Here is a 22,193-nt window from a genome sequence, read left to right as displayed (position 1 = left end):
CGCCTGATGCGCCTTGGCGCGACCTTGTCTGCAGCCCTGCTCGTCACACTTGTCAGCGCTTGCTCACCCGACCACAACGAGAACGTCCAGAAGATGCCCGAAACCATCGAAATCACGCCCAACCAGTCCGGCAAGGCATTGCTTGCGCGCTACCCGCACCAGATCAAATTGCTCAACCGGCCGCCCAACGTCAATTTCTATTCGCTGGACTGGCCGCGCAATGCACTGGGGACCGTCCAGGTCAAGACGGGAAATCACGTCGCCGTGATCAAGGACGTGCTCGGTATTTCGGGAAGCGATGATCCCAACTTTGCCAGTGAAGATATTGTCGAGTGGCACGTGTATGCGGGTCTGGCGACCGAAGAGGAAATACCGCATGACCTGGCGCGTCAGCGCTTCCTGGCGCTGCTACAGGAAATCCGCAAGGCGGGCTGGCAACGTTATGTGGGACGCGGCCATCCGCGCCTCAAGGGCAGCACTGCCCTGCGCTATGCATTGAGCTCCCGCACCTATGCCCTGGATCCGGACTACCCGCTCTCGCTGCAAGAGTGGATGAGCATGCCCGACGACACCATGTGGCGCTTCCAGCTGGAGAACGCCTATCTCATGTTGACCTTGACCCGGGACCCCCAGCGCAAGGATGTCAACAAGAAGGGAGCGTATTTCGTCAAACTCTCCCTGAACGGCGCCAACGAGGAGGCCCGCCGGATCGTCGGCCCGGCCAGGAGAGCCGACTGGCAAGCCGCCTTGCCGGAAGAACTGAAGCTGCTCAAACAGGACAGGGAGCGCGCCGAGCAAGTTCTCAGACAACAAGGGGTGGCGATCGACGAGAGCTACCAGGACCCAAAGCTGCCCTGATCTCTTCACGCTGACTGGATTGCCTGCCGTGAACATCTCCTGTCTGCAGGGCAAAGGAGGGATCATGCACGAAGCAGGCTACCCGAGCAGGCTACCCGTTGAAACGGAACGCGCACCCACATGGGTGCGTTTTTCTTTGGTAGATCAAGAATCTACAGCACTGTGCGGACAAGTACTGCACAACTCCGCTTGGGACACTTGATCTTGCCGGGTATGGCCGCCCTTGCGGTTCTCACAAAAAACTCATGGCAAGCGAAGTCGCCTTGAATGACTTCACCATCGATCTCTGGATTCGATGGGCTGATGAGCCTGGCATCTGACCACTGCCGACTTTCGTTGGCTTACCCACTTCACTACCGGCTCACCCTGCCAAAAAGCTCAAACCAAGGACAGAAGTGACGGACCGCAAACAAAGCCGGCGCCCGGCCATCGCATAGACCTGCACGTTCAAATGTTTTTGAAAAATGCTGAGTAAGCCGCCCTTCATGCGCCACCACAAAAGCAATTGAGGAATACTTGCCGCCACCAAGTCCGGCCCAGTAGCCGCGACAAGACCAATCCAGAGCGCCCTTCCAATCCGATTCAATCCTATGCGTCACAGATTGGCTTTGCCCTTGACGCGGGAAAGGAGCGCTCACTATGCCCAGAAGGAGAACAGCATGAACGGAGCGGCGCGACCCACTTTCAACGGCAAAGGAATGAGTTGGCTGGGCGACAAGACCAGTCATGGAGGCATCGTAATGACCGGTTTCCGGCAAAGTACCTGGAACGGGGGAATCGCCCAGGCGCGCTTGGGCGATATCGTTTTTTGCCCAAAATGCGCACCCCATCGACACACCATTTCGCAGGCATCTGGAATGAGCGTCTTCGGGGTTCGCAGCGCGCTCGAGGGCGACATCACCAGCTGTGGCGCCGTACTACTGGCCGAGCGCGCCGCCCCGAAAGAACTAACGGCCGCCCAGGCGTTCATGGACGGCGCAGGGTTTGATGATCGCTATGTGCTGCTCGACTCCAATGGACAGCCGATGCCCCACACCTACTACGCGTGCCAGACGCAAGATGGTGAGATCGAGTATGGAACAACCGACGACGCGGGCAGGACGCATTTCCACCTGACCGGCCAGCAAGCAGAGCAAGTCAGTTTTTTTGTGGCAGGGTAAAACAATGGCCGATCAGACCATCAAAAGCCCCGACGGCGAAACCCTTCGGCTGGTCGGCAAGGTAAAGACAACGCCTCATGCAGACAACCTTCCAAAGCCCATCAATACTGACTCGACGACCATCGAAGTTATCGTCAGCGACGGTCGCCTGATCAGCAGCGGATCACAATGGGGTCATGTCGCTATCGATGTTGGCGGCACTGTTTACGGGATGGCGCACAAGGGCTACGACAAGCGCGCACGGACCAAATATCTTGCGGACAATTCCTATCGAGACTCTCTCGGCGTAGTACTTCGCGTCGCACAGATTGAAAAAGAGAAGATACAGCAAGAACTTGAACGTAGAATCCGGGCAGACGCACCATATAATCTGGTGTCAAATAGCTGCTCCACCAACGTGGCCGATGTGCTCGAAAGCATTGGCATACTGGCTCACGATCCACGGTTTCTGTTCGCGCCAGCATCCAATGTCGGCGTCTCGCCAAAAGAATTGCTCATCGTGATCCAACGTTCCAAGCGCGCAGTCAAGACCAACGACTATCCCCGGCGATGAAAAGCCCTCGGCTCCTTTTACTGACCGCTACGCTACTCCTGCATGGCTGTAGCAAGCCTGAGGGCAAGTGGCATGCAACGCAGGATGTGCCGGTATTCAGGGCAGCCGATGAGGCCGACGAAGTTGCCTTCGTCGTGCGTAAAGGCGAAACCTGCGCCTTGGGCAGGGAACAGATCGTCAAGGCCTTCATGTATCGTGAAGCCGCCTGCGCGCAGGGCAAAGGATGGATCCTGTACGAAGCAGGCTACCCGTTCACCCAGGAACATCCGGCGGCTTCTCCGCTAAATAATTTTCTGCCGTCGACCGTATCATTTTTTTTATCCAGGCTATATAATCACCCCCTCTCCGGAAAAAGACATTTCTGAGAGGATTCAAAAACCCCGGCCAGAACGGCTTTTTTGAAGGCAAGGCGAGAACCGGCAACACCAATCCACATTGCCCGGGCTGCAACGAACACATCTGAAAATGGCTCTCGCATGCGAGGGCCTTTTTTATGGCCCGCAGTTTTGCAAATAATTTGCGCAACGGCTCCCAAAGCCCCGTCCCCACAGGAAACTTATCCCCGATTTGTGTGCATAAACCTGTGGATAAGCGATTTCCTCGCAACGCCAGCGCCGGTCCCGCCTGCCCTCCCAATAAACCGCACAAAAAATAAGCAGCGACCGCGCAAAAATCTACTTGCCCGACCTTGTCGAAATGGCATCGCGCAGGGCTTGCGCCAGGGTCGCGGCAGCCGGCTTCAACACCCTGCCCTTCAAGGTGATCAAGCCCATGGCGCGGCTCAACACGGGACTGGTCACAGGGCGCGCCACGATGCCCTTGTAGGGCGCATTGCGAATGGCCAGTTCCGGCAGCAGGGCCACCCCCAGCCCAGCGGCGACCAGGCTGATGGCGCCGGCCACGTGATTGGTCTCGTACTGGATCACCGGGCGCTGCGGCACGCGCGAGAAGGCGTTGTCGATCAAGCTGCGGTTGCCGCTGCTGGACGAGACCGAGACCAGCTTCTCACCCGCCAGTGACTTCCAGTTCAGGCTGGCGTGCGCGGCCAGCGGATGGTGCGTCGGCATGACCGCCAGATAGCGCTCGCGCGTGAGTTCGGCAAAGTCGATCTCGGCTTCCTGCGCACCGATGAAATTGACGCCAAAGTCGGCCTCGCCCTTGCGTACGCTCTCCAGCACATCGGCCGCACTCTCGTCGATGATGCGCACGCGCACGTTGGCGTGGCTGCGCGCATAACGCTTCAAGACCTGCGGCAACAGATTATTGGCCACCGAAGGAACGCAAGCCACAGTGACGTGCTCGCGCCGCTGCGCCATGCGCTGCTCGACACTCTTGACGGCCAGTTCCAGCTCTTCCATCACGGCCTGGGCATGGACCAGGAAGAGCTCGCCAGCGGGGGTGAGCGAGACGCGCCGGGTGGTGCGGTCGAACAGGCGCTCCTGCAAGGCTTGCTCCAGGTTCTCGATGCGGCGGCTCAGCGCCGGCTGGGTGATGAACAAACCCTCGGCCGCGGCGCGAAAGCTTGACTGGCGGGCGACGGCGATGAAGGCCTGCAATTCGGCGGTCTCGATATTGATGCGCATTATTTATCAATCCTTAGATTAAATGCATTTAACTTTTCAAAGGATACTCCGCAAACTGCCGTGTTTTAAACCGAAAAACGATACCTACTTCAGGAGATCCGCATGAAAAGCCTTCTGTCCTCCAAGCCCCTGCAGCGCAGCGTTCTCGCCCTGCTCATCGGCGCCACCAGCGCGCTGGCCGCAGCGACCGACATCCACGTGGTCAGCTCGGGCGGCTTTGCCGCTGCCTACAAGACGCTGGCGCCGGAATTCGAAAAGAAGACCGGCCACAAGCTCATCTCCGGCTGGGGTCCCTCCATGGGCGAAACGCCGCAGGCCATTCCCAATCGCCTGCAACGCGGGGAGCACATCGACGTGGTGATCATGGTCGGCGATTCGCTGGACAAGCTGGTGGCCGCGGGCAAGGTCTCCAAGACCGAGCACAAGCTGCTGGCGCTCTCGCGCATCGGCCTGGCCGTCAAGGCCGGGGCGCCGCGCCCGGATATCTCCAACCTCGACGCCTTCAAGCGCACGCTGCTCACGGCCCACTCGGTGGTCTATTCGGATAGCGCCAGCGGCGTATTCCTCTCCACCAAGCTGTTCAAGCGCCTGGGCATCGACCAGCAGATGGCCTACAAGGGCCGCATGATCCCGGCCGAGCCGGTGGGTCAGGTGGTGGCGCGCGGTGACGCCGAGATCGGCCTGCAGCAGATCTCCGAGCTCAAGCCGGTCAAGGGCATCGACATCATCGGCCCGATTCCCGAAGAAGCCCAGCAACTGACGCCGTTCTCGGCCGGAGTGGTGGTGGGCGCCCACGAAGCCGAAGCAGCCAAGGAACTGGTGCACTTCCTGGCCTCGCCTGAGGCACAGGCGGCGATCAAGGCTTCCGGACTGGATCCCGCGCCGCGCTGAGCACGGCTCCAGGCAAAGAGAGAACGAGAGAGACTGATATGACCACAACCACTACAAACGCCAAACACTCCAAGCTGTCCACAGTCCTGCGGGTCACCAGCGGCAATTTCCTGGAGATGTTCGACTTCTTCCTGTACGGCTTCTACGCCAGCTACATCTCCAAGACCTTCTTCCCGTCGGACAACGAGTTCGTTTCGCTGATCCTGACCTTCGGCACCTTTGGTGCGGGCTTCCTGATGCGTCCGCTGGGCGCCATCATCCTGGGCAGCTACATCGACCGCGTGGGGCGTCGCCAGGGCCTGATCGTGACGCTGGCCATCATGGCCATCGGCACGCTGCTCATCGCCTTCGTGCCTGGCTATGCCACCATCGGCGTGGCCGCGCCGATCCTGGTGCTGACCGGACGATTGCTGCAGGGGTTCTCGGCAGGGGTGGAGCTGGGTGGCGTGTCAGTCTATCTGGCCGAGATGGCCACGCCCGGCAACAAGGGCTTTTACGTGAGCTGGCAATCGGCCAGCCAGCAGGCGGCCATCATGGCCTCGGCCCTGATCGGCTATCTGGTCAGCCAATCCTTGTCGCCGGTGCAGATCAGCGACTGGGGCTGGCGCATTCCCTTCTTCATCGGCTGCATGATCGTGCCGGCCATCTTCATCATCCGCCGCTCGCTGCAGGAAACCGACGAATTCCTGGCGCGCAAGCGTCATCCCAGCTTCGGCGAGATCATGTCCTCCATCGCCCAGAACTGGAAGATCGTGGTGGCCGGGATGATGATGGTGGTGATGACCACCGTGTCGTTCTACCTGATCACGGTCTACACGCCGACCTTCGGCAAGAACGTGCTCAAGCTGTCGGCCTCGGACAGCCTCATCGTGACCTTCTGCGTAGGCCTGTCCAACTTCTGCTGGCTGCCCATCATGGGCGCGCTGTCCGACCGCGTGGGACGTCGTCCGGTACTGGTGGCCTTTACGCTCTTGACCTTGCTGACGGCCTATCCGGTGATGTCCTGGCTGGTCTCCGACATCAGCTTCAAGAATCTGTTGATCACCGAACTGTGGCTGTCCTTCCTCTATGCCAGCTATAACGGCGCGGCAGTGGTGGCGCTCACCGAGGTGATGCCGGCGCATGTGCGCACGGTCGGTTTCTCGCTGGCCTACAGCCTGGCCACCGCCATCTTCGGCGGCTTCACGCCGCTGGTCTCGACCTGGCTGATCGAAACCTCCGGCGACAAGGCTGCACCGGGCTACTGGATGAGCTTTGCCGCCGTCTGCGGCCTGCTTGCCACGCTGGTGCTGTATCGCGGCAAGAGCGCAGCCGCCACGGTCAGTCCGACCGCCTGACGCCGTCTTTCCGGCTGCACCTGCGGCAGCCGGAGCACTCCCCTCCTCCATTGTCGCAGCCGCTGCCACTGATCCTGCAAGTTGTTGCAGCAGCGGCTGCCGCCTCTCCCCTTCCCTCCCCGCCACCTCCTGCATAGAGGCTAGCCGCCTCGCCGAAAAAATAATCACGCCGTGATGAATCTTTTTTGGATGAGCTTAATCATAAGCCTTACAACTCCAGTGCAAAACGCTTAAAAACAGAAAAATACATGTACAAAATGCACGTTTCTGGCCGAGATAGCGTGGCAAGTTGGCATAAATTCATTTTTTGTATCGCTTTTATACAGAAAAAAGAAATCTGCGCAGGGCGGCAATCGCCAGGACAGGTATGAAATAGGGTTTGCAACCCAATCGGCAGCACAACTCATCTAGAGGGGAATTCCCATGAACAAACTGAAGGTATCCACCCGCCTGGCGCTGGGATTTGCCAGCGTCGTCGTTCTGCTGGTCGTCATCTCGCTGGTCGGACTGTGGGGCATGGCCACGGTCAAGGGCAATTTGTCCGACATCGTCGCCAACAACCAGCAAGGCGGCTTGGCCGACGTCATGAACAACAGTGTGCGCATCCGCGCCCTGGCCATCCGCAATATCGCGCTATTCCAGGAGCCGGCGCTGATCGCCCGCGAAATCGAACGCATCAAGGTGCAGGAAAAGGCTTATCAGGACGCCCGCGAAAAGCTCGGCAAGATGTTCGATCAGCCCGATACCACGCGCAGGGAACATGAATTGTTCGACCTGATCGCGCAAAACGCAGCCGACACCGAGCCCCTGATGAACCAGGCCGTCACTCTGGCGCAGCAGGACAAGAGCGCCGAACTGATCAGCCTGCTGACCCAGAAGATTCGCCCGGTCCAGGCCAAGTGGCTGGACAACCTGGATGAACTGGGCCGTTTCGAGGATGAACTCAACAACCAGGCTTCCGCCGCCGCCGACACCACCTACCGCAGCATCCTCACGACCACCTGGACGCTGGTGGCCGGTTCGGTGCTGCTGGCCGTGGCTGCCGCTTTCCTGATCGTGCGCAGCGTGCTGCACCAACTGGGCGGCGAACCCGCACAGGCCCAGGAACTGGCCGCCCAGATCGCCCAGGGCAACCTGGCGGTGAGCATCCCCCTGGCCAAGGGCGACCAGCACAGCCTCATGGCGTCGCTGGAAAACATGCGCGCCCAGTTGACCAGGATCGTCGATGGCATCAAGCATTCAGCGGAGTCGATCTCCACCGCCGCCAGCCAGATCGCGGTCGGCAATCTGGATCTGTCGCGCCGGACCGAAGAGCAGGCGGCCTCCCTGGAAGAGACCGCTTCCAGCATGGAAGAAATCACCTCCACGGTCGAACAAAACACCCAGAACGCCGGCCAGGGCCACCAACTGGCGCGCTCGGCCTCCTTGCATGCGCAAAAGGGCGGTGAAGTGGTCGAGCGCGTGGTCGGCACCATGAAGGATATTTCGCAGAGCGCCTACAAGATCACCGAGATCATCGCCACCGTGGAGGGCATCGCCTTCCAGACCAATATCCTGGCCCTCAATGCCGCCGTCGAAGCGGCCCGCGCCGGCGAACAGGGCCGCGGCTTCGCCGTGGTGGCAACCGAAGTGCGTTCGCTGGCCCAGCGCAGCGCCTCCTCCGCCAAGGAAATCCGGGGCCTGATCGAATCTTCGGTACAGCATGTGGAAGCGGGCCAGAAGCTGGTCGATGAAGCTGGCCTGACCATGGACGAAGTCGTGCGTTCGATCCAGCAGGTCAATGACCTGATGAGCGAAATCACGGCCGCCTCCAACGAGCAGAGTTCGGGAATCAGCCAGATCAACATCGCCATCTCGCAGATGGATGAAGTGACCCAGCAGAATGCGGCGCTGGTCGAAGAATCGGCCAGTGCAGCCCAATCGATGGCGCAGCAGGCCAACAGCCTGCGCGATGCAGTCGCGGTATTCCGGATCGAACAGCCGCAGCCCGCCGTGGCCTACCCGCGGGAACAGGTGATCCATCCGGCGATGGGATTGCTCAGCGCAGCCTGAGCCCCCTGCCCACTCCCGCTCTCACGCCCGGCATCGCCGCCCGCCTGTGCTGCTACGCAGCCTGGCGGGCTTTTTCTTTCAGGCGCGCCATGTTCATGCCGATGGCGACCATCACGGCAGCAGCGCTCCAGCACCAGAAGGCTGGATGGCGCGCGAATTCCTGATCGGGCGTGAAGGGTATCCACATCGTGTCCAATGCCACGAGGACAAAGAAGACAGAGGTCGCGGGCCGGGTCAGCAACTTGTCGCCCAAGGCAATGAAGAGGGAGGCGATCAGGCTCAGGTTGACGACGCTATAGAACGACATTGCCAGGCCCAGCCAACTGGGCTTGTCGAACAGGAAAAATGGCATCATCAACGAATAGATGAAGGCCAGCGCGCCCGGCTCGTCGCCCAGCACAGGCAGCACCAGCGAGAGCATGAACAAGCCCCAGCCGGCTACGATGACGCGGCGGGCGACCTTCAGATGGGGAGCGGTGTCCGGCTTGGCCGGGTTGACGATGAGGTCGGCGAGAGACTTGGACATGGACTTTCCTGCTTGAACGTAATGAAGCGACAAGTGAAGGCAGACGCGCACGATCGATGCCGGCCCCCAAAAGACCAACGGCGAACCCGAAGGTTCGCCGTTGGTCTTTGTACCTCGCCGCCTGCCTTGCTGCCGACAGGGGCGGGACGCCTTACTTCTTGCGCTGTGGCGGCAAGTCGGTGCAATGACCTTCTGCCACTTCGGCGGCCATGCCCAGCGACTCACCCAGCGTCGGGTGCGGGTGGATGGTCTTGCCGATGTCGACCGCATCGGCGCCCATCTCGATGGCCAGGGCCACTTCGCCGATCATGTCACCGGCATGGGTACCGACGATGCCGCCACCGATGATGCGATGGGTCTCGGCATCGAAGAGCAGCTTGGTGAAACCTTCCGAACGGCCATTGGCCACGGCGCGACCGGAAGCAGCCCACGGGAAGTGGCCCTTCTCGATCTTGATCCCCTTGGCCTTGGCTTCGTCTTCGGTCACGCCGACCCATGCCACTTCCGGATCGGTATAGGCCACGGACGGGATCACGCTGGCGTCGAAGAAGCTCTTCTCGCCGGCAATCGCCTCAGCGGCGACGTGGCCTTCATGCACCGCCTTGTGCGCCAGCATGGGCTGACCCACCAGGTCGCCGATGGCGAAGATGTGCGGCACGTTGGTGCGCATCTGCTTGTCCACGGCGATGAAGCCACGATCGGACACGATCACGCCAGCCTTGTCGGCCGACAGCTTCTTGCCGTTCGGGCTGCGGCCCACGGCCACCAGCACCAGGTCGTACAGTTGCGGCTCGGGTGCGGTGGCGCCGGCTTCAGCGGCTTCGAAAGTGACCTTGATGCCTTCGGGCAGGGCTTCCACGGCCACAGTCTTGGTCTTGACCATGACGTTGTCGAAGCGCTTCTCGTTGAACTTTTGCCAGACCTTGACCATGTCGCGGTCAGCGCCTTGCATCAGGCCATCCATCATCTCGACCACGTCGATGCGCGCGCCCAGGGTGGAATAGACGGTCGCCATTTCCAGGCCGATGATGCCGCCGCCGATGACCAGCATGCGCTTGGGCACCTGGCGCAGTTCCAGCGCGCCGGTGGAATCGACGATGCGCGGGTCCTGCGGTACGAAGGGCAGGTTCACCACCGAGGAGCCGGCGGCGATGATGGCGTGCTTGAACTGCACCACCTTCTTGCTCCCGTCAGCGGCAGTGACTTCGATATGGTTGGGGCCGGCAAACTGGCCGTCACCGTTGACCACCTGCACCTTGCGTGCCTTCGCCATGCCGGCCAGGCCGCCGGTCATGGTGCCGATGACCTTGTCCTTGTAGGCGCGCAGCTTGTCGATGTCGATCTGGGGCTTGCCGAAGGTGACACCGTGCGAGGCCATGGCGGCAGTCTCGTCGATCACCGCGGCCACGTGCAGCAGCGCCTTGGAGGGGATGCAACCGACATTGAGGCAGACACCACCGAGGGTGGCTTCGCGCTCGACGATGACAGTGTTCAGGCCCAGGTCGGCGGCACGGAAGGCCGCCGAGTAACCGCCAGGGCCACCACCCAGCACCATCACGTCGCATTGCACGTCGGCGCTGCCGCCGAAGCTGGCAGCGGTTGGTGCGGCGGTCGGTGCGGCAGCGGGAGCGGCGGCCGGAGCAGGCGCTGCCGCTGCAGCCGGTGCTGGCGGAGCGGCGGGGGCCGGGGCAGCAGCGGCTTGGCCAGCCGCTTCCACCAGCAACAGCAGCGAACCTTCGGCGACCTTGTCACCGACCTTGACCTTGACTTCCTTGACCACGCCGGCCTGGCTGGACGGGATTTCCATGCTGGCCTTGTCGGATTCGACGGTGATCAGCGATTGATCCACCTTGATGGTGTCGCCAACCTTGACCATCACCTCGATGACTTCGACTTCCTTGAAATCCCCGATATCGGGGACCTTGACTTCAGAGAGACTCATTGTCCTGACTCCGTAATGTTCGGTGGTGGCTTAGAGGAGCGACTTGCGCAGATCGCCCAGCACGTCGGCGAGATACGCCGAGAAGCGCGCGCCCATGGCGCCGTCGATGACGCGGTGGTCATAGGACAGCGAAGTCGGCAGCATCAGGCGCGGCACGAACTGCTTGCCATCCCACACCGGCTTGGTGATCGACTTGGACAGGCCCAGGATCGCCACTTCCGGCGCATTGATGATGGGCGTGAACGCAGTGCCGCCAATGCCACCCAGCGAGGAGATGGTGAAGGTGGCGCCTTGCATGTCGGCCGGCTTCAACTTGCCGTCACGGGCCTGCGCGGACAGTTCGCCCATTTCGATGGCGATCTGGCCGATGCTCTTCTGGTCGGCATTCTTGATGACCGGAACCACCAGGCCATTCGGGGTATCGGCGGCGAAGCCGATGTTGTAGAACTTCTTGAGGATCAGGTTTTCGCCCTTGGCATCCAGCGAGGAATTGAAGGCCGGGAACTTCTTCAGCGCCGAGACGCTGGCCTTGATGACGAAGGCCAGCATGGTCAGCTTGACCGGCGACTTGGCCTTGGCGAAGGCGTCGTTGGAGGTCTTGCGGAATTCTTCCAGCTCGGTCACGTCGGCTTCGTCGAACTGCGTCACGTGGGGGATCATCACCCAGTTGCGATGCAGGTTGGGGCCGCTGATCTTCTTGATGCGCGACAGCGGCTGCAATTCGGTCTCGCCGAACTTGCTGAAGTCCAGCGACGGCCACGGCAGCAGGTTCATGCCCGCACCGCTGCCATTGGTGGCCGGTGCGGAAGCCGCCACCGAGGTGGACCCGGCCATGACGCCCTTGACGAAGTTCTGCACGTCCAATTGCAGGATGCGGCCCTTGGGACCGGTCGCCGGCACACGCGACAGATCCACGCCCAGTTCGCGGGCGAACTTGCGCACGGAAGGCGAAGCGTGGGCCTTGCCGCCGGTGCTGGTGGCCGACGCGGTAGCGATGGCGGGCACGGCGGCAGCAGCGGCCGGTGCGGGTGCTGAGGCGGGAGCCGGTGCCGCAGCGGCGGCCGGCGCGGCTGCAGGCGCAGCAGCGGGAGCAGCGGCAGGCGCGCCACCCGCAGCTTCGATGGTGGCGATGATGCTGCCCTTGGAGACCTTGTCACCCAGCTTGACCTTCAGTTCCTTGATCACGCCGGCGTGGCTGGAGGGGATCTCCATGCTGGCCTTGTCGGATTCCACGGTCAACAGCGATTGCTCGGCCTTGACGGTGTCACCCACCTTGACCATCACTTCGATGACTTCCACTTCCTTGAAGTCGCCGATGTCGGGGACTTCGATCTCGACGGTGCCACCGGCAGCGGCTGCCGGTGCAGCAGCAGGGGCCGGCGCCGGCGCCGCAGCCTGAGCGGCTGCGGGCGCAGCGGCGGCGGCTTGCGGTGCGGCGGCAGGCGCGGCAGCAGCGCCCTCGCCTTCGACGATCACCAGCAGCGAACCTTCGGCGACCTTGTCGCCGACCTTGACCTTGATTTCCTTGACCACGCCCGCCTGGCTGGACGGGATTTCCATGCTGGCCTTGTCGGATTCAACCGTGATCAGCGACTGGTCGACCTTGATCGTGTCGCCGACCTTGACCATCACCTCAATGACTTCGACTTCCTTGAAATCGCCGATGTCCGGGACTTTTACTTCGACTTGACTCATCTGATGCGCTCCGTTGTTCTGTTCCCAGGCGCTGGGCCGGGAGAAGTATTCGCTTGGGGCAGGTGCTGCCTGAGCAGCGGACCTCGCCGTTGGGGTGGCTTTCCAGACACGACACATCCCCGCGATCAGCAGGCTGAGGCGGGGATGGTCGGTCAGGCAGTCCTTACAGGGTCACCGGGTTCGGCTTGTTCGGATCGATACCGTACTTGGCGATGGCTTGCGCCACCACTTCCGGCTTGATCTTGCCTTCATCGGCCAGCGACTTCAGGGCCGCCACGGTCACGAAGTAACGGTTCACTTCGAAGAACTCACGCAGCTTGGCGCGGGTATCCGAACGGCCATAGCCGTCGGTGCCCAGCACCTTGTACGAACGGCCCTTGGGCACGAAGGCGCGGACCTGCTCGGCATAGGTGCGCATGTAGTCGGTGGAGACCACGATCGGGCCTTCGCTGCCTTCCAGCGATTGCTCGAAGTAGCTCTTCTTGGGCGCCTCGGCCGGGTGCAGCATGTTCCAGCGTTCCACGTCCTGGCCGTCGCGCGCCAGCAGGGTGAAGGACGGCGCCGACCAGACGTCGGCGTCGACCTTCCAGTCATCACGCAGCAGGTCGGCGGCGGCGATGACTTCACGCAGGATGGTGCCCGAACCCAGCAGTTGCACGCGCAGCTTGTTTTGCTTGCCGCCTTCGTTCAACAGGTACAGACCCTTGATGATGCCCTCTTCCTGGCCCGGCTTGATGCCAGGGTGACCATAGTTCTCGTTCATCACGGTGATGTAGTAGAACACGTCTTCCTGGTTGGCCACCATGCGGCGCAGGCCGTCATGGATGATCACCGCGACTTCGTGGGCGAAGGTCGGGTCGTAGGGGATGCAGTTCGGGATCGCCGAGGCGAACACATGGCTGTGGCCGTCTTCGTGCTGCAGGCCTTCACCGTTCAGGGTGGTACGGCCGGCGGTGCCGCCGATCAGGAAGCCGCGTGCGCGCATGTCACCCGCTGCCCAGGCCAGGTCGCCGATACGCTGCAGACCGAACATGGAGTAGTAGGTGTAGAACGGAATCATCACGCGGTTGTTGGTCGAGTACGAGGTCGCCGCAGCGATCCACGAGCTCATGCCGCCCGCTTCATTGATGCCTTCCTGCAGGATCTGGCCGGCCTTGTCTTCGCGGTAGTACATCACCTGGTCCTTGTCGACCGGTTCGTACAGCTGGCCGACCTGGCTGAAGATGCCGATCTGGCGGAACAGGCCTTCCATACCGAAGGTACGGGACTCGTCGACCATGATGGGCACCACGCGCGGGCCCAGGTTGGGGTCGCGCAGCAGTGCGGTCAGCACGCGCGAGTAGGCGGCGGTGGTGGAGATCTCACGGCCTTCGGCGGTGGGCTCCAGCATGGCCTGGAAGGCCGACAGTTCCGGCACCGGCAGCTTTTCGTCAGCCTGCACGCGACGTTGCGGCAGGTAACCGCCCAGGGCCTTGCGGCGCTCGTGCAGGTACTGCATTTCCGGCGCGTCGTCAGACGGCTTGAAGAAGGGGATGTTGGGCAGGTCCGCGTCCGAGATCGGCAGCTGGAAGCGGTCGCGCATGGCGCGGATGGCTTCGTCGTCCAGTTTCTTGGTGTTGTGCGCGGTGTTGCGTGCTTCGCCGGCCTTGCCGAAGCCATAGCCCTTGATGGACTTGGCCAGGATCACGGTGGGCTGGTCCTTGGATTCCTGCGCGACCTTGAAGGCGGCGTAGATCTTGTGCGGGTCGTGACCGCCACGGGTCAGGCGCCAGATGTCGTCATCCGACATCTTGGAGACCATCTCCAAGAGCTTGGGATGCTTGCCGAAGAAGTGCTTGCGCACGTAGGCGCCGTCCTTGGCCTTGTAGTTCTGGTACTCGCCGTCGACGGTTTCCATCATCACCTTCTGCAGGATGCCGTCCTTGTCCTTGGCCAGCAGCTCGTCCCAGCCGCTGCCCCAGATGACCTTGACCACGTTCCAGCCGGCGCCGCGGAAGTCGGATTCCAGTTCCTGGATGATCTTGCCGTTGCCGCGCACCGGGCCGTCCAGGCGCTGCAGGTTGCAGTTGACCACGATGACCAGGTTGTTCAGTTTTTCACGGCCGGCCATGCCGATGGCGCCCATCGATTCCGGCTCGTCCATCTCGCCGTCGCCACAGAAGGCCCAGACCTTGCGGTTGTCGGTCTTGGCGATACCGCGGGCGTGCAGGTACTTCAGGAAACGCGCCTGGTAGATCGCCATCAAGGGGCCCAGGCCCATCGAGACGGTCGGGAACTGCCAGAATTCCGGCATCAGCTTGGGGTGCGGGTAAGACGACAGACCATGGCCATCGGCTTCGCGGCGGAAGTGGATCAGTTGGTCTTCGGTCAGGCGGCCTTCCAGGAAGGCGCGCGCGTAGATGCCGGGGGAGGAGTGGCCCTGGATGTACAGCAGGTCGCCACCGTGGTCTTCGGTCGGGGCGTGCCAGAAATGGTTGAAGCCGATGCCCAGCATGTTGGCCAGCGACGCGAAGGAAGACAGGTGACCACCCAGGTCGCCATCCACACGGTTGGCCTTGACCACCATGGCCATGGCGTTCCAGCGCATCCACGAGCGCAGGCGCTCTTCATATTCCAGATTGCCCGGGCAGTGCTCGCCCTGATCGGCGGGAATGGTGTTGACGTAGGCGGTATTGCTGGAGAAGGGGATGTGGGCGCCACGACGGCGGGCCAGATCGACCATGCGTTCCATCAGGTAGTGGGCGCGATCCGGGCCTTCTTTTTCGATCACGGCTTCGAGGGCGTCGAGCCACTCCTGGGTTTCCATCACATCGGGATCGTTGGCGGCCTGCGCCAGAACTTGATCGATTTGGGCTGACATGTCATGTCTCCTGGTTGTTGAGAGATCCGTCTGGTCGGATAAACCAGGCGGGTCGGTCGGGTCATTCGGTACGCGATGCCGCCGGCAGGTGATGCAGGAAAACCCATCATATTGCCTGCGCTGCAACCCCTTCCCGGCCCTTGGGGCAGGATGTTGGAGGCGGAACAGGCTTAAATGTACGGTCTTCCAGCCGTGTGGACGACGAATTTTATCAGGGAATTTTCAATTTTCAAATTACGATAATCGATTTCATAATACGAAAATATGCTGCAAAGCGGCATAAACAGGGGCTTTCCAGGCCTCGTATTTTTACGATATCACTGCTGGAATGGCGCTTTCTTAAGTTGTTTGCAATGCCGCAAAGGGCTCTGAACGCCCCGCAAAGCCGCTCCACGGGACGATAAGGTGAAATCTTTTTCACATATAAAAGAGGCAACAAAGCAGCCAGAAAGGGCCTGACGGCCGCCGCTGCCGGCGCGCCTGCACAACAGCTTCTATATAGAACAGGGGATGGCTAGAGGAACCGGCCCGCAATGGCCGGCCGGCCCGCATCAGATCAGATGGCGATATTGCCCAGGGTGCTGGCGCGATAGGCTGCGACGAAGGTGTCGAAGTCACCTTCCTGGGTACGCTCAATGGCGCGCTGGGCGTCCAGGGAGGCCTGGGCGATGGCCACGAAGTCGGCCGTGGTGGCCGCCGGCAGCGGGCGGGCCATCAGTTCGGCGGCCTGCCGCTGGCTGCTGGCCAGGGTGTAGTCGGCGAAGGAATTGCCGCTGGCGCGGATCTCGCGCAGCACCCGCGCCGACGGCGTGCTATCGGGATCGGCCAGCTTGGCGCGCTGGGCCTGCAGGCTGTCGCGGTGCTGGCTGCCGCCGCGCTGGCGATCCAGCAGGTCGGCCACCGGCGCCATGCGGTCCAGCAACTGCTCGCCCCACGCCTTCAAGCCGATGGACGCGCCCTTGAAATGCAACTGCAGTCCCGGACGACGGCCCTCCTTGACAGTGGCCAGGAAGTTGGCGCGATTCTCGGCGCCCTCCTCGTCGGACGTCAGGCAGCTCGATTCCAACGCCAGGAAGTGCAGGAACACATCCAGGAAACGCGCTGCCTCCAGGCCGATGCCCAAGGGGTTGAAGGGATCGATGTCCATGCAACGCACTTCCACATACTGGACGCCGCGCGCCGAGAGCGCCTGCACCGGGCGCTCGCCACTGTTGATGACGCGCTTGGGGCGGATGGACGAGTAGAACTCGTTTTCGATCTGCAGGATATTGGTATTGATCTGCACCCATTGACCATCGCGCTTGGTGCCAATGGCTTCATAGGGCGGATAGGGCTCGCTGACCGCATGCGAGAGGCTGCGGATATAGGCCGGCAGGTTGTTGTAGTGCGGCGTGATATTGGCCTGGGCGTGATTCTGGTAGCCCAGGTCGCTCATGCGCAGGCTGGTGCCGTAGGGGAGATAGAGGGTGTCCTCGGAGAGCGTTTCCAACTGGTGCGGACGGCCGCGCAGGAAATTGGTCGCGACGGCGGGCGAAGCGCCGAACAGGTACATCAGCAGCCAGCTATAGCGGCGGAAGTTGCGGATCAGCGCAATATAGCGCTCGGACTGGTAATCGCGGCGCGACAGCGACAGGTCCACGCTGTCATCTCCCTCGCGCAGCACTTCCCACAGGTCTTCACTGAGCGAGAAGTTGTAATGGATGCCGGCAATGCACTGCATGGTGCGCCCGTAGCGCAAGGCCAGGCCGCGCCGGTAGACGTGCTTCAACATGCCGATATGCGAATTGCCGTACCAGGCGATGGGAATCTCGTCTTCCGGCGGCAGGACGCAGGGCATCGAGGCATTCCACAGGAATTCGCCCTCCAGCTTGGCATAGGCAAAGCGGTGGATCTCGTCCAGCCGCTGCAGGGCGTCAGCGATGTCGGGCATGGCCGGGGTGATGAATTCCAGCAGCGCCTCGGAGTAATCCGTGGTGATCAGCTCGTTGGTCAGCGCCGAGCCCAGCGCCGGCGGATGCGGTGTGCGAGCCAGATGGCCCTGGGCGTCCACGCGCAGCGTCTCCCGTTCGATGCCGCGCAAGCCCTGCCCCAGCAACGCCAGATGTTGCGGCTGGGAAAGCTGTTGCAGGCGGCGGTTCAGGAGATCGGTCATGCGGTAATCCTTGTTCAATCGGGGGGCAGGCTTGCTTGGTTGCGGGAGCATAACCGAAATTGGAAATTCCCGTCGTGCGCTGCCCCAAAGCCAGAGGGTGACAGAAACGACGACATTCGTTTTCAAATCGACAACAGCAATACCGGAGTGCGCATTTCGTCGCTCCTGCCGGCTGGCTTTATAATCACGGATTCCGGCGCTTCGCGCCCCAGCCGCCCCGGCCCGCCGGGAGCTTCCTTTCTCTTCCTGCCTTAGCTTATCTGCCATGCCTGCTCAACTGATCGACGGAAACCTGCTCTCCCAACAACTGCGCGCCGAGGTCGCCAAGCGCGCCGCCGCCCTCACCGCCCAGGGCAAGCAACCTGGCCTGGCCGTGATCCTGGTGGGCGACAGCCCGGCTTCCCAGGTCTATGTGCGCAACAAGGTCAAGGCGTGCCAAGACAATGGCCTGCACTCCGTGCTGGAAAAGTATGAAGCCTCGATGACGGAAGCCGAGCTGCTGGCCCGCATCGACGCCCTCAACAGCGATCCCAAGATCAACGGCATCCTGGTGCAGCTGCCGCTGCCGGCCCATATCGACGCCCACAAGGTGATCGAAGCCATCGCCCCGGAAAAGGACGTGGACGGCTTCCACGTCAGCAACGCCGGCCTGTTGATGACTGGCCAGCCGCTGTTCCGCCCCTGCACGCCCTATGGCGTCATGAAGATGCTGGAATCCATCGACTACCCGGTGCGCGGCGCCAATGCGGTGGTGGTCGGAGCGTCGAACATCGTCGGCAAGCCGCAGGCGATGTTGCTCTTGCAAGCCGGCGCCACCGTCACTATCTGTAACTCCAAGACCCGTGACCTTGGCCACCACACCCGCCAGGCCGACATCCTGGTGGTCGCCACCGGCAAGCGCAACATCGTCACCGCCGACATGGTCAAGCCCGGCGCGGTCGTCATCGACGTCGGCATGAACCGCGATGACAACGGCAAGCTGTGCGGCGACGTCGATTTCGCCAATGCCAAGGATGTCGCCGGCTGGATCACCCCGGTGCCGGGTGGCGTGGGTCCGATGACCATCACCATGCTGCTGGTCAACACCATCGAAGCCGCCGAACGCTGCTGATCGGCCTTCACTTAGCGCAATACCCTCCGGCAGCCTGGCTGCCGGACGTTTACAGAGAAACGAGAGCCCATGACCACCACCGACATCGCCGCCAATCCCCTGCTCGATTTCTCGGGCTATGCCCAGTTCGATGCGATCCAGCCCGAACACGTCACCCCGGCCCTGGACAAGCTGCTGGCCGACGCCAGCCGCCTGGTGACCGAACTGGAGGCGCCGATGGCCGAGGTCACCTGGGACAATTTCGTCAAACCGCTGGAGTCGGCCACCGAAAAGCTGGGCCGCGCCTGGAGCGTGGTCGGCCACCTGAACTCGGTCATGGACACCCCGGCCCTGCGCGCCACCTACAATGAGAACCAGCCGCGCCTGGTGGAATTCTGGACCTCGCTGGGCCAGAACCTGGCGCTGTTCGAGAAGTACAAGGCCTTGCAGGCCAGCCCGGCCTTCGCTTCCCTGTCGGCGGCGCGCCGCAAGGTGGTGGACAATGCCGTGCGCGACTTCCGCCTGTCCGGCGCCGAACTGGCCGAGGACAAGAAGGAACGCTTCGCCGAGATCCAGGAAAAGCAGGCCATGCTGACCACCCGCTTCTCCGAGAACGTGCTGGACGCCACCAATGACTTCGCCCTCTTCGTCGAAGACGAGGCCGAACTGTCGGGCCTGCCGGCCGATGTGAAGCAAGCCGCCCGGGCCGCCGCCGAGAAGGATGGCAAGCCCGGCTACAAGTTCACGCTGCACTTCCCGTCCTACTTCCCGGTGCTGCAATATGCGGACAACCGCGCGCTGCGCGAAAAGATCTACCGCGCCAACGCCACCAAGGCTTCCGAACTGGGCGCCAAGCCGGAATGGGACAACAGCGCCAACATCGACCAGATCCTGCAACTGCGCAAGGAAGAGGCGCAACTGCTGGGCTATGCCAACTTCGCCGAAGTCTCGCTGGTGGCCAAGATGGCCAAGTCGCCCAGCGAAGTGATCGCCTTCCTGGAAGACCTGGGCCAGCGCGCCCGCCCCTTCGGCCAGAAGGATTATGAAGAACTGAAGGCCTTCGCCCGCGAAAAGCTGGGCCTGGATGAGCTCAAGGCCTGGGACAGCACCTACGCCTCCGAAAAGCTGCGCGAGCAACGCTACGCCTTCTCGGAACAGGAAGTGAAACAATACTTCCCCGAGCCCAAGGTAGTCGGCGGCCTGTTCCAGGTGGCGCAGCAACTGTTCGGCGTACAGATCAAGCCCGATAGCGCCCCGGTCTGGCACAAGGATGTGAAGTTCTTCCGCATCGAACGCGACGGCCAACTGGTCGGCCAGTTCTATCTCGACCTGTACGCGCGCTCCGGCAAGCGCGGCGGTGCCTGGATGGACGACGCCCGCGCCCGCCGCCTGACGGCGCAAGGCGTGCAAACCCCGATCGCCTACCTGGTCTGCAACTTCACCGAACCCGCCGTGGTCGATGGCGTAGCCAAGCCGGCCCTGTTCACCCATGACGAAGTCATCACCCTCTTCCACGAATTCGGCCATGGCCTGCACCACATGCTCACGCAGGTCGATGAAGTGGGCGTATCGGGCATTTCCGGTGTGGAGTGGGATGCGGTGGAACTGCCCTCGCAGTTCATGGAAAACTTCTGCTGGGAATGGGATGTACTGCAGCAGTTGACCGCGCATGCCGACACCGGCGAGCCGCTGCCGCGGGCGCTGTACGACAAGATGATCGCCGCCAAGAACTTCCAGTCCGGCCTGCAGATGCTGCGCCAGGTGGAGTTCTCGCTGTTCGACATGCTGATCCACCATGAATATGAAGTGGGCGGCAACCAGACCGTGCAGCAACTGCTCGACAGCGTGCGCGACCGCATCGCCGTGATCCGCCCGCCCGAATTCAACCGCTTCCAGCATTCGTTCTCGCACATCTTCGCGGGCGGTTACGCGGCTGGCTACTACAGCTACAAGTGGGCCGAAGTGCTGTCAGCTGACGCCTACAGCGCCTTCGAAGAGGCGGCTGCCGGCAGCGGCAACGTGATCTCACTGGAAACCGGTCGCCGCTTCCAGCAGGAAATCCTGGCCGTGGGCGGTTCGCGCCCCGCCATCGAGTCCTTCAAGGCCTTCCGTGGCCGCGAACCCAGCATTGATGCGCTGTTGCGGCATAGCGGCATGGCGGCGTAAGCCCCTCGCCCGTTTGCCCCGTCTGGATGGCCCGCCTGCGCGCGGGCCTTTTTCATCCAGGTGCTCAATGCGCAGCAGACTGCGCACCTGGAGCGGGCCTAGAGCCGGGGAGCTGGCGGATCGACATATCCTTCATCGATGCTCGCTCCCTTCGAGCGCCACGCCTTTTCCGCCTGCTGATTTCATTTGTCAGCAAAGCAAGGCAGCCAAAGCGCAGGATCCATCATTCATACAGGGAATTGTGCTGAACTGCTCAACGATTGGCTAGCTTCGTATGCATCTGGCCGTTTTTGTTTGTCGCCTGCAGATGGCATGCGGCAGCGCCAGCCACTATACTGGCGGGATGACACGAATCGACTTTCACAGCAACGTCCCGCAAAAGATCACCTACGTCTGCCGCCTGGTGCGCAAGGCGCGCGCCACGGGCGTCAATATCGTCGTGCGCAGCCCGGATGCGGCCCAGTTGCAGCAGCTGGACCAGGCCCTCTGGAGCTTTTCCGAGCAGGATTTCCTGCCCCACGTGATGGCCAAAGACCCGCTGGCCGCCCAGACCGCCATCATCCTCACCAGCGACGACGCCGCCGAATTGCCGCATCACCAGCTCCTCATCAACCTGGGCGCAGACACGCCGGCCCATTTCGCCCGCTTCGAGCGGCTGCTGGAAATCATCTCCGCCGACGATGCCGACAAGGCCGCCGGCCGTGACCGCTATCGTTTCTACAAGGAACGCGGCTATCCGCTGACGCACCATGTGGCCGCCTGAGCGACCTGAGCCCGCCTGCCACGCATTGCCATGAATCAAGACGACAACAGCATCCCCCTCCTGACCGAGGTCATCCCGCTGGCCCCGGCCGCGCCTGCCCACACCCCGGCGCGCGCGCCCGACTACGCGCCCCCTGCCCGTCCCGGCGCCTTCCACACCCAGCCGGCGGCCACCAGCTACCAGGCCACGCCGCCCGGCGCACCCATCGTCGCGCCGCTGCCGGTGACGCCTGCGGCGGAGCAATACCGCCAATGGGAACAGGAAATCCGCGAAAACGTCCTGCAAAGCCTGCTTGAACAGGTCGATACCGTCCTGCAGCAACAACTGCAGGACCAGATGGCGCTGGTGCTGGACAATCTCTCCACGGTGCTGACGCAGCGCATCAAGGACAGCCTGCATGAAGCCCTGGCCGAAACCGTCACCCGCGCCGTCGCCGAAGAGATGGCGCGCTTCGCATCCACAAAAAACTAAATCAGCGGCCAGTTTTCTTTTCTTTTTGAATAAAAACTGGCAGATCGCTTTTCATCGAATAAAAAAACAAGCCAGTATTGATCACATTGGCAAT

The 22,193-nt window shown here is 62.1% G+C and carries 17 protein-coding genes; 11 read left to right on the top strand and 6 right to left on the bottom strand.

The window, feature by feature from the left end; translation table 11 throughout:
- Positions 1–93: 93 nt before the first annotated feature.
- The 4 genes from ACP92_RS07325 to ACP92_RS24525 all read left to right on the top strand — a co-directional run bounded on the left by ACP92_RS07325 (position 94) and on the right by ACP92_RS24525 (position 2,936).
- On the top strand, positions 94–858 hold the full coding sequence (locus ACP92_RS07325; protein WP_013233483.1) for a hypothetical protein: 765 nt from the start codon (positions 94–96) through the stop codon (positions 856–858).
- A 659-nt stretch (positions 859–1,517) separates the two neighbouring features.
- A complete protein-coding gene (locus tag ACP92_RS24045; RefSeq protein ID WP_013233482.1) occupies positions 1,518–2,018 on the top strand; it encodes a PAAR domain-containing protein in 501 nt (166 codons plus the stop codon).
- A 4-nt stretch (positions 2,019–2,022) separates the two neighbouring features.
- Positions 2,023–2,571: a hypothetical protein gene (locus ACP92_RS07315; protein ID WP_041310412.1), complete on the top strand. Its 549-nt coding sequence runs from the start codon at positions 2,023–2,025 to the stop codon at positions 2,569–2,571.
- Positions 2,568–2,936 carry a hypothetical protein gene (locus tag ACP92_RS24525; protein WP_013233480.1) on the top strand — a complete coding sequence of 123 codons (369 nt, stop codon included), beginning with the start codon at positions 2,568–2,570 and terminating at the stop codon, positions 2,934–2,936. Before ACP92_RS07315 ends, ACP92_RS24525 begins: the two co-directional genes overlap by 4 nt.
- A 309-nt stretch (positions 2,937–3,245) precedes the next feature.
- On the opposite strand, the gene ACP92_RS07305 is transcribed toward ACP92_RS24525, so the two are convergent.
- Positions 3,246–4,154, bottom strand: coding sequence for a LysR family transcriptional regulator (locus ACP92_RS07305; protein ID WP_013233479.1), 909 nt, complete (start codon positions 4,152–4,154; stop codon positions 3,246–3,248).
- Positions 4,155–4,256: 102 nt separating this feature from the next.
- On the opposite strand from ACP92_RS07305, the gene ACP92_RS07300 reads away from it, so the two are divergent.
- The 3 genes from ACP92_RS07300 to ACP92_RS25175 all read left to right on the top strand — a co-directional run bounded on the left by ACP92_RS07300 (position 4,257) and on the right by ACP92_RS25175 (position 8,434).
- Positions 4,257–5,045 carry a substrate-binding domain-containing protein gene (locus ACP92_RS07300; RefSeq protein ID WP_013233478.1) on the top strand — a complete coding sequence of 263 codons (789 nt, stop codon included), beginning with the start codon at positions 4,257–4,259 and terminating at the stop codon, positions 5,043–5,045.
- 38 nt (positions 5,046–5,083) lie between these two features.
- Positions 5,084–6,382, top strand: coding sequence for an MFS transporter (gene tcuC, locus ACP92_RS07295; RefSeq protein ID WP_013233477.1), 1,299 nt, complete (start codon positions 5,084–5,086; stop codon positions 6,380–6,382).
- Positions 6,383–6,805: 423 nt separating this feature from the next.
- Positions 6,806–8,434, top strand: a complete 1,629-nt coding sequence (locus ACP92_RS25175) for a methyl-accepting chemotaxis protein (protein ID WP_013233476.1) — start codon at positions 6,806–6,808, stop codon at positions 8,432–8,434.
- Positions 8,435–8,486: 52 nt separating this feature from the next.
- On the opposite strand, the gene ACP92_RS07285 is transcribed toward ACP92_RS25175, so the two are convergent.
- The 5 genes from ACP92_RS07285 to gshA form a co-directional block, all read right to left on the bottom strand.
- Complete coding sequence (locus ACP92_RS07285) at positions 8,487–8,960, bottom strand: hypothetical protein (protein ID WP_013233475.1); 474 nt, start codon at positions 8,958–8,960, stop codon at positions 8,487–8,489.
- A gap of 151 nt (positions 8,961–9,111) precedes the next feature.
- Complete coding sequence (lpdA, locus tag ACP92_RS07280; RefSeq protein ID WP_013233474.1) at positions 9,112–10,902, bottom strand: dihydrolipoyl dehydrogenase; 1,791 nt, start codon at positions 10,900–10,902, stop codon at positions 9,112–9,114.
- Between the two features lie 30 nt (positions 10,903–10,932).
- A complete protein-coding gene (gene aceF / locus ACP92_RS07275; protein ID WP_013233473.1) occupies positions 10,933–12,597 on the bottom strand; it encodes a dihydrolipoyllysine-residue acetyltransferase in 1,665 nt (554 codons plus the stop codon).
- A gap of 163 nt (positions 12,598–12,760) precedes the next feature.
- Positions 12,761–15,457: a pyruvate dehydrogenase (acetyl-transferring), homodimeric type gene (aceE, locus tag ACP92_RS07270; protein ID WP_013233472.1), complete on the bottom strand. Its 2,697-nt coding sequence runs from the start codon at positions 15,455–15,457 to the stop codon at positions 12,761–12,763.
- A 556-nt stretch (positions 15,458–16,013) separates the two neighbouring features.
- Positions 16,014–17,609, bottom strand: coding sequence for a glutamate--cysteine ligase (gene gshA / locus ACP92_RS07265; protein WP_013233471.1), 1,596 nt, complete (start codon positions 17,607–17,609; stop codon positions 16,014–16,016).
- A gap of 265 nt (positions 17,610–17,874) precedes the next feature.
- Here gshA and folD point away from each other — a divergent pair, with 265 nt between their 5' ends.
- The 4 genes from folD to ACP92_RS07245 all read left to right on the top strand — a co-directional run bounded on the left by folD (position 17,875) and on the right by ACP92_RS07245 (position 22,099).
- Positions 17,875–18,720 (top strand): bifunctional methylenetetrahydrofolate dehydrogenase/methenyltetrahydrofolate cyclohydrolase FolD, encoded by an 846-nt coding sequence (gene folD / locus ACP92_RS07260; protein WP_013233470.1) that lies wholly within the window; start codon positions 17,875–17,877, stop codon positions 18,718–18,720.
- A 69-nt stretch (positions 18,721–18,789) separates the two neighbouring features.
- Positions 18,790–20,865, top strand: a complete 2,076-nt coding sequence (locus ACP92_RS07255) for a M3 family metallopeptidase (RefSeq protein WP_013233469.1) — start codon at positions 18,790–18,792, stop codon at positions 20,863–20,865.
- Between the two features lie 343 nt (positions 20,866–21,208).
- Positions 21,209–21,628 (top strand): DNA polymerase III subunit chi, encoded by a 420-nt coding sequence (locus tag ACP92_RS07250; RefSeq protein WP_013233468.1) that lies wholly within the window; start codon positions 21,209–21,211, stop codon positions 21,626–21,628.
- Positions 21,629–21,658: 30 nt separating this feature from the next.
- On the top strand, positions 21,659–22,099 hold the full coding sequence (locus ACP92_RS07245; protein WP_013233467.1) for a hypothetical protein: 441 nt from the start codon (positions 21,659–21,661) through the stop codon (positions 22,097–22,099).
- Positions 22,100–22,193 lie beyond the last annotated feature (94 nt).

Origin of the sequence: Herbaspirillum seropedicae (genome assembly GCF_001040945.1) — a bacterium.
Lineage (GTDB): Bacteria > Pseudomonadota > Gammaproteobacteria > Burkholderiales > Burkholderiaceae_D > Herbaspirillum > Herbaspirillum seropedicae.
The sequence above is the reverse complement of the archived record's forward strand: the minus strand, read 5'-3'. Positions and strand labels throughout refer to the sequence as shown.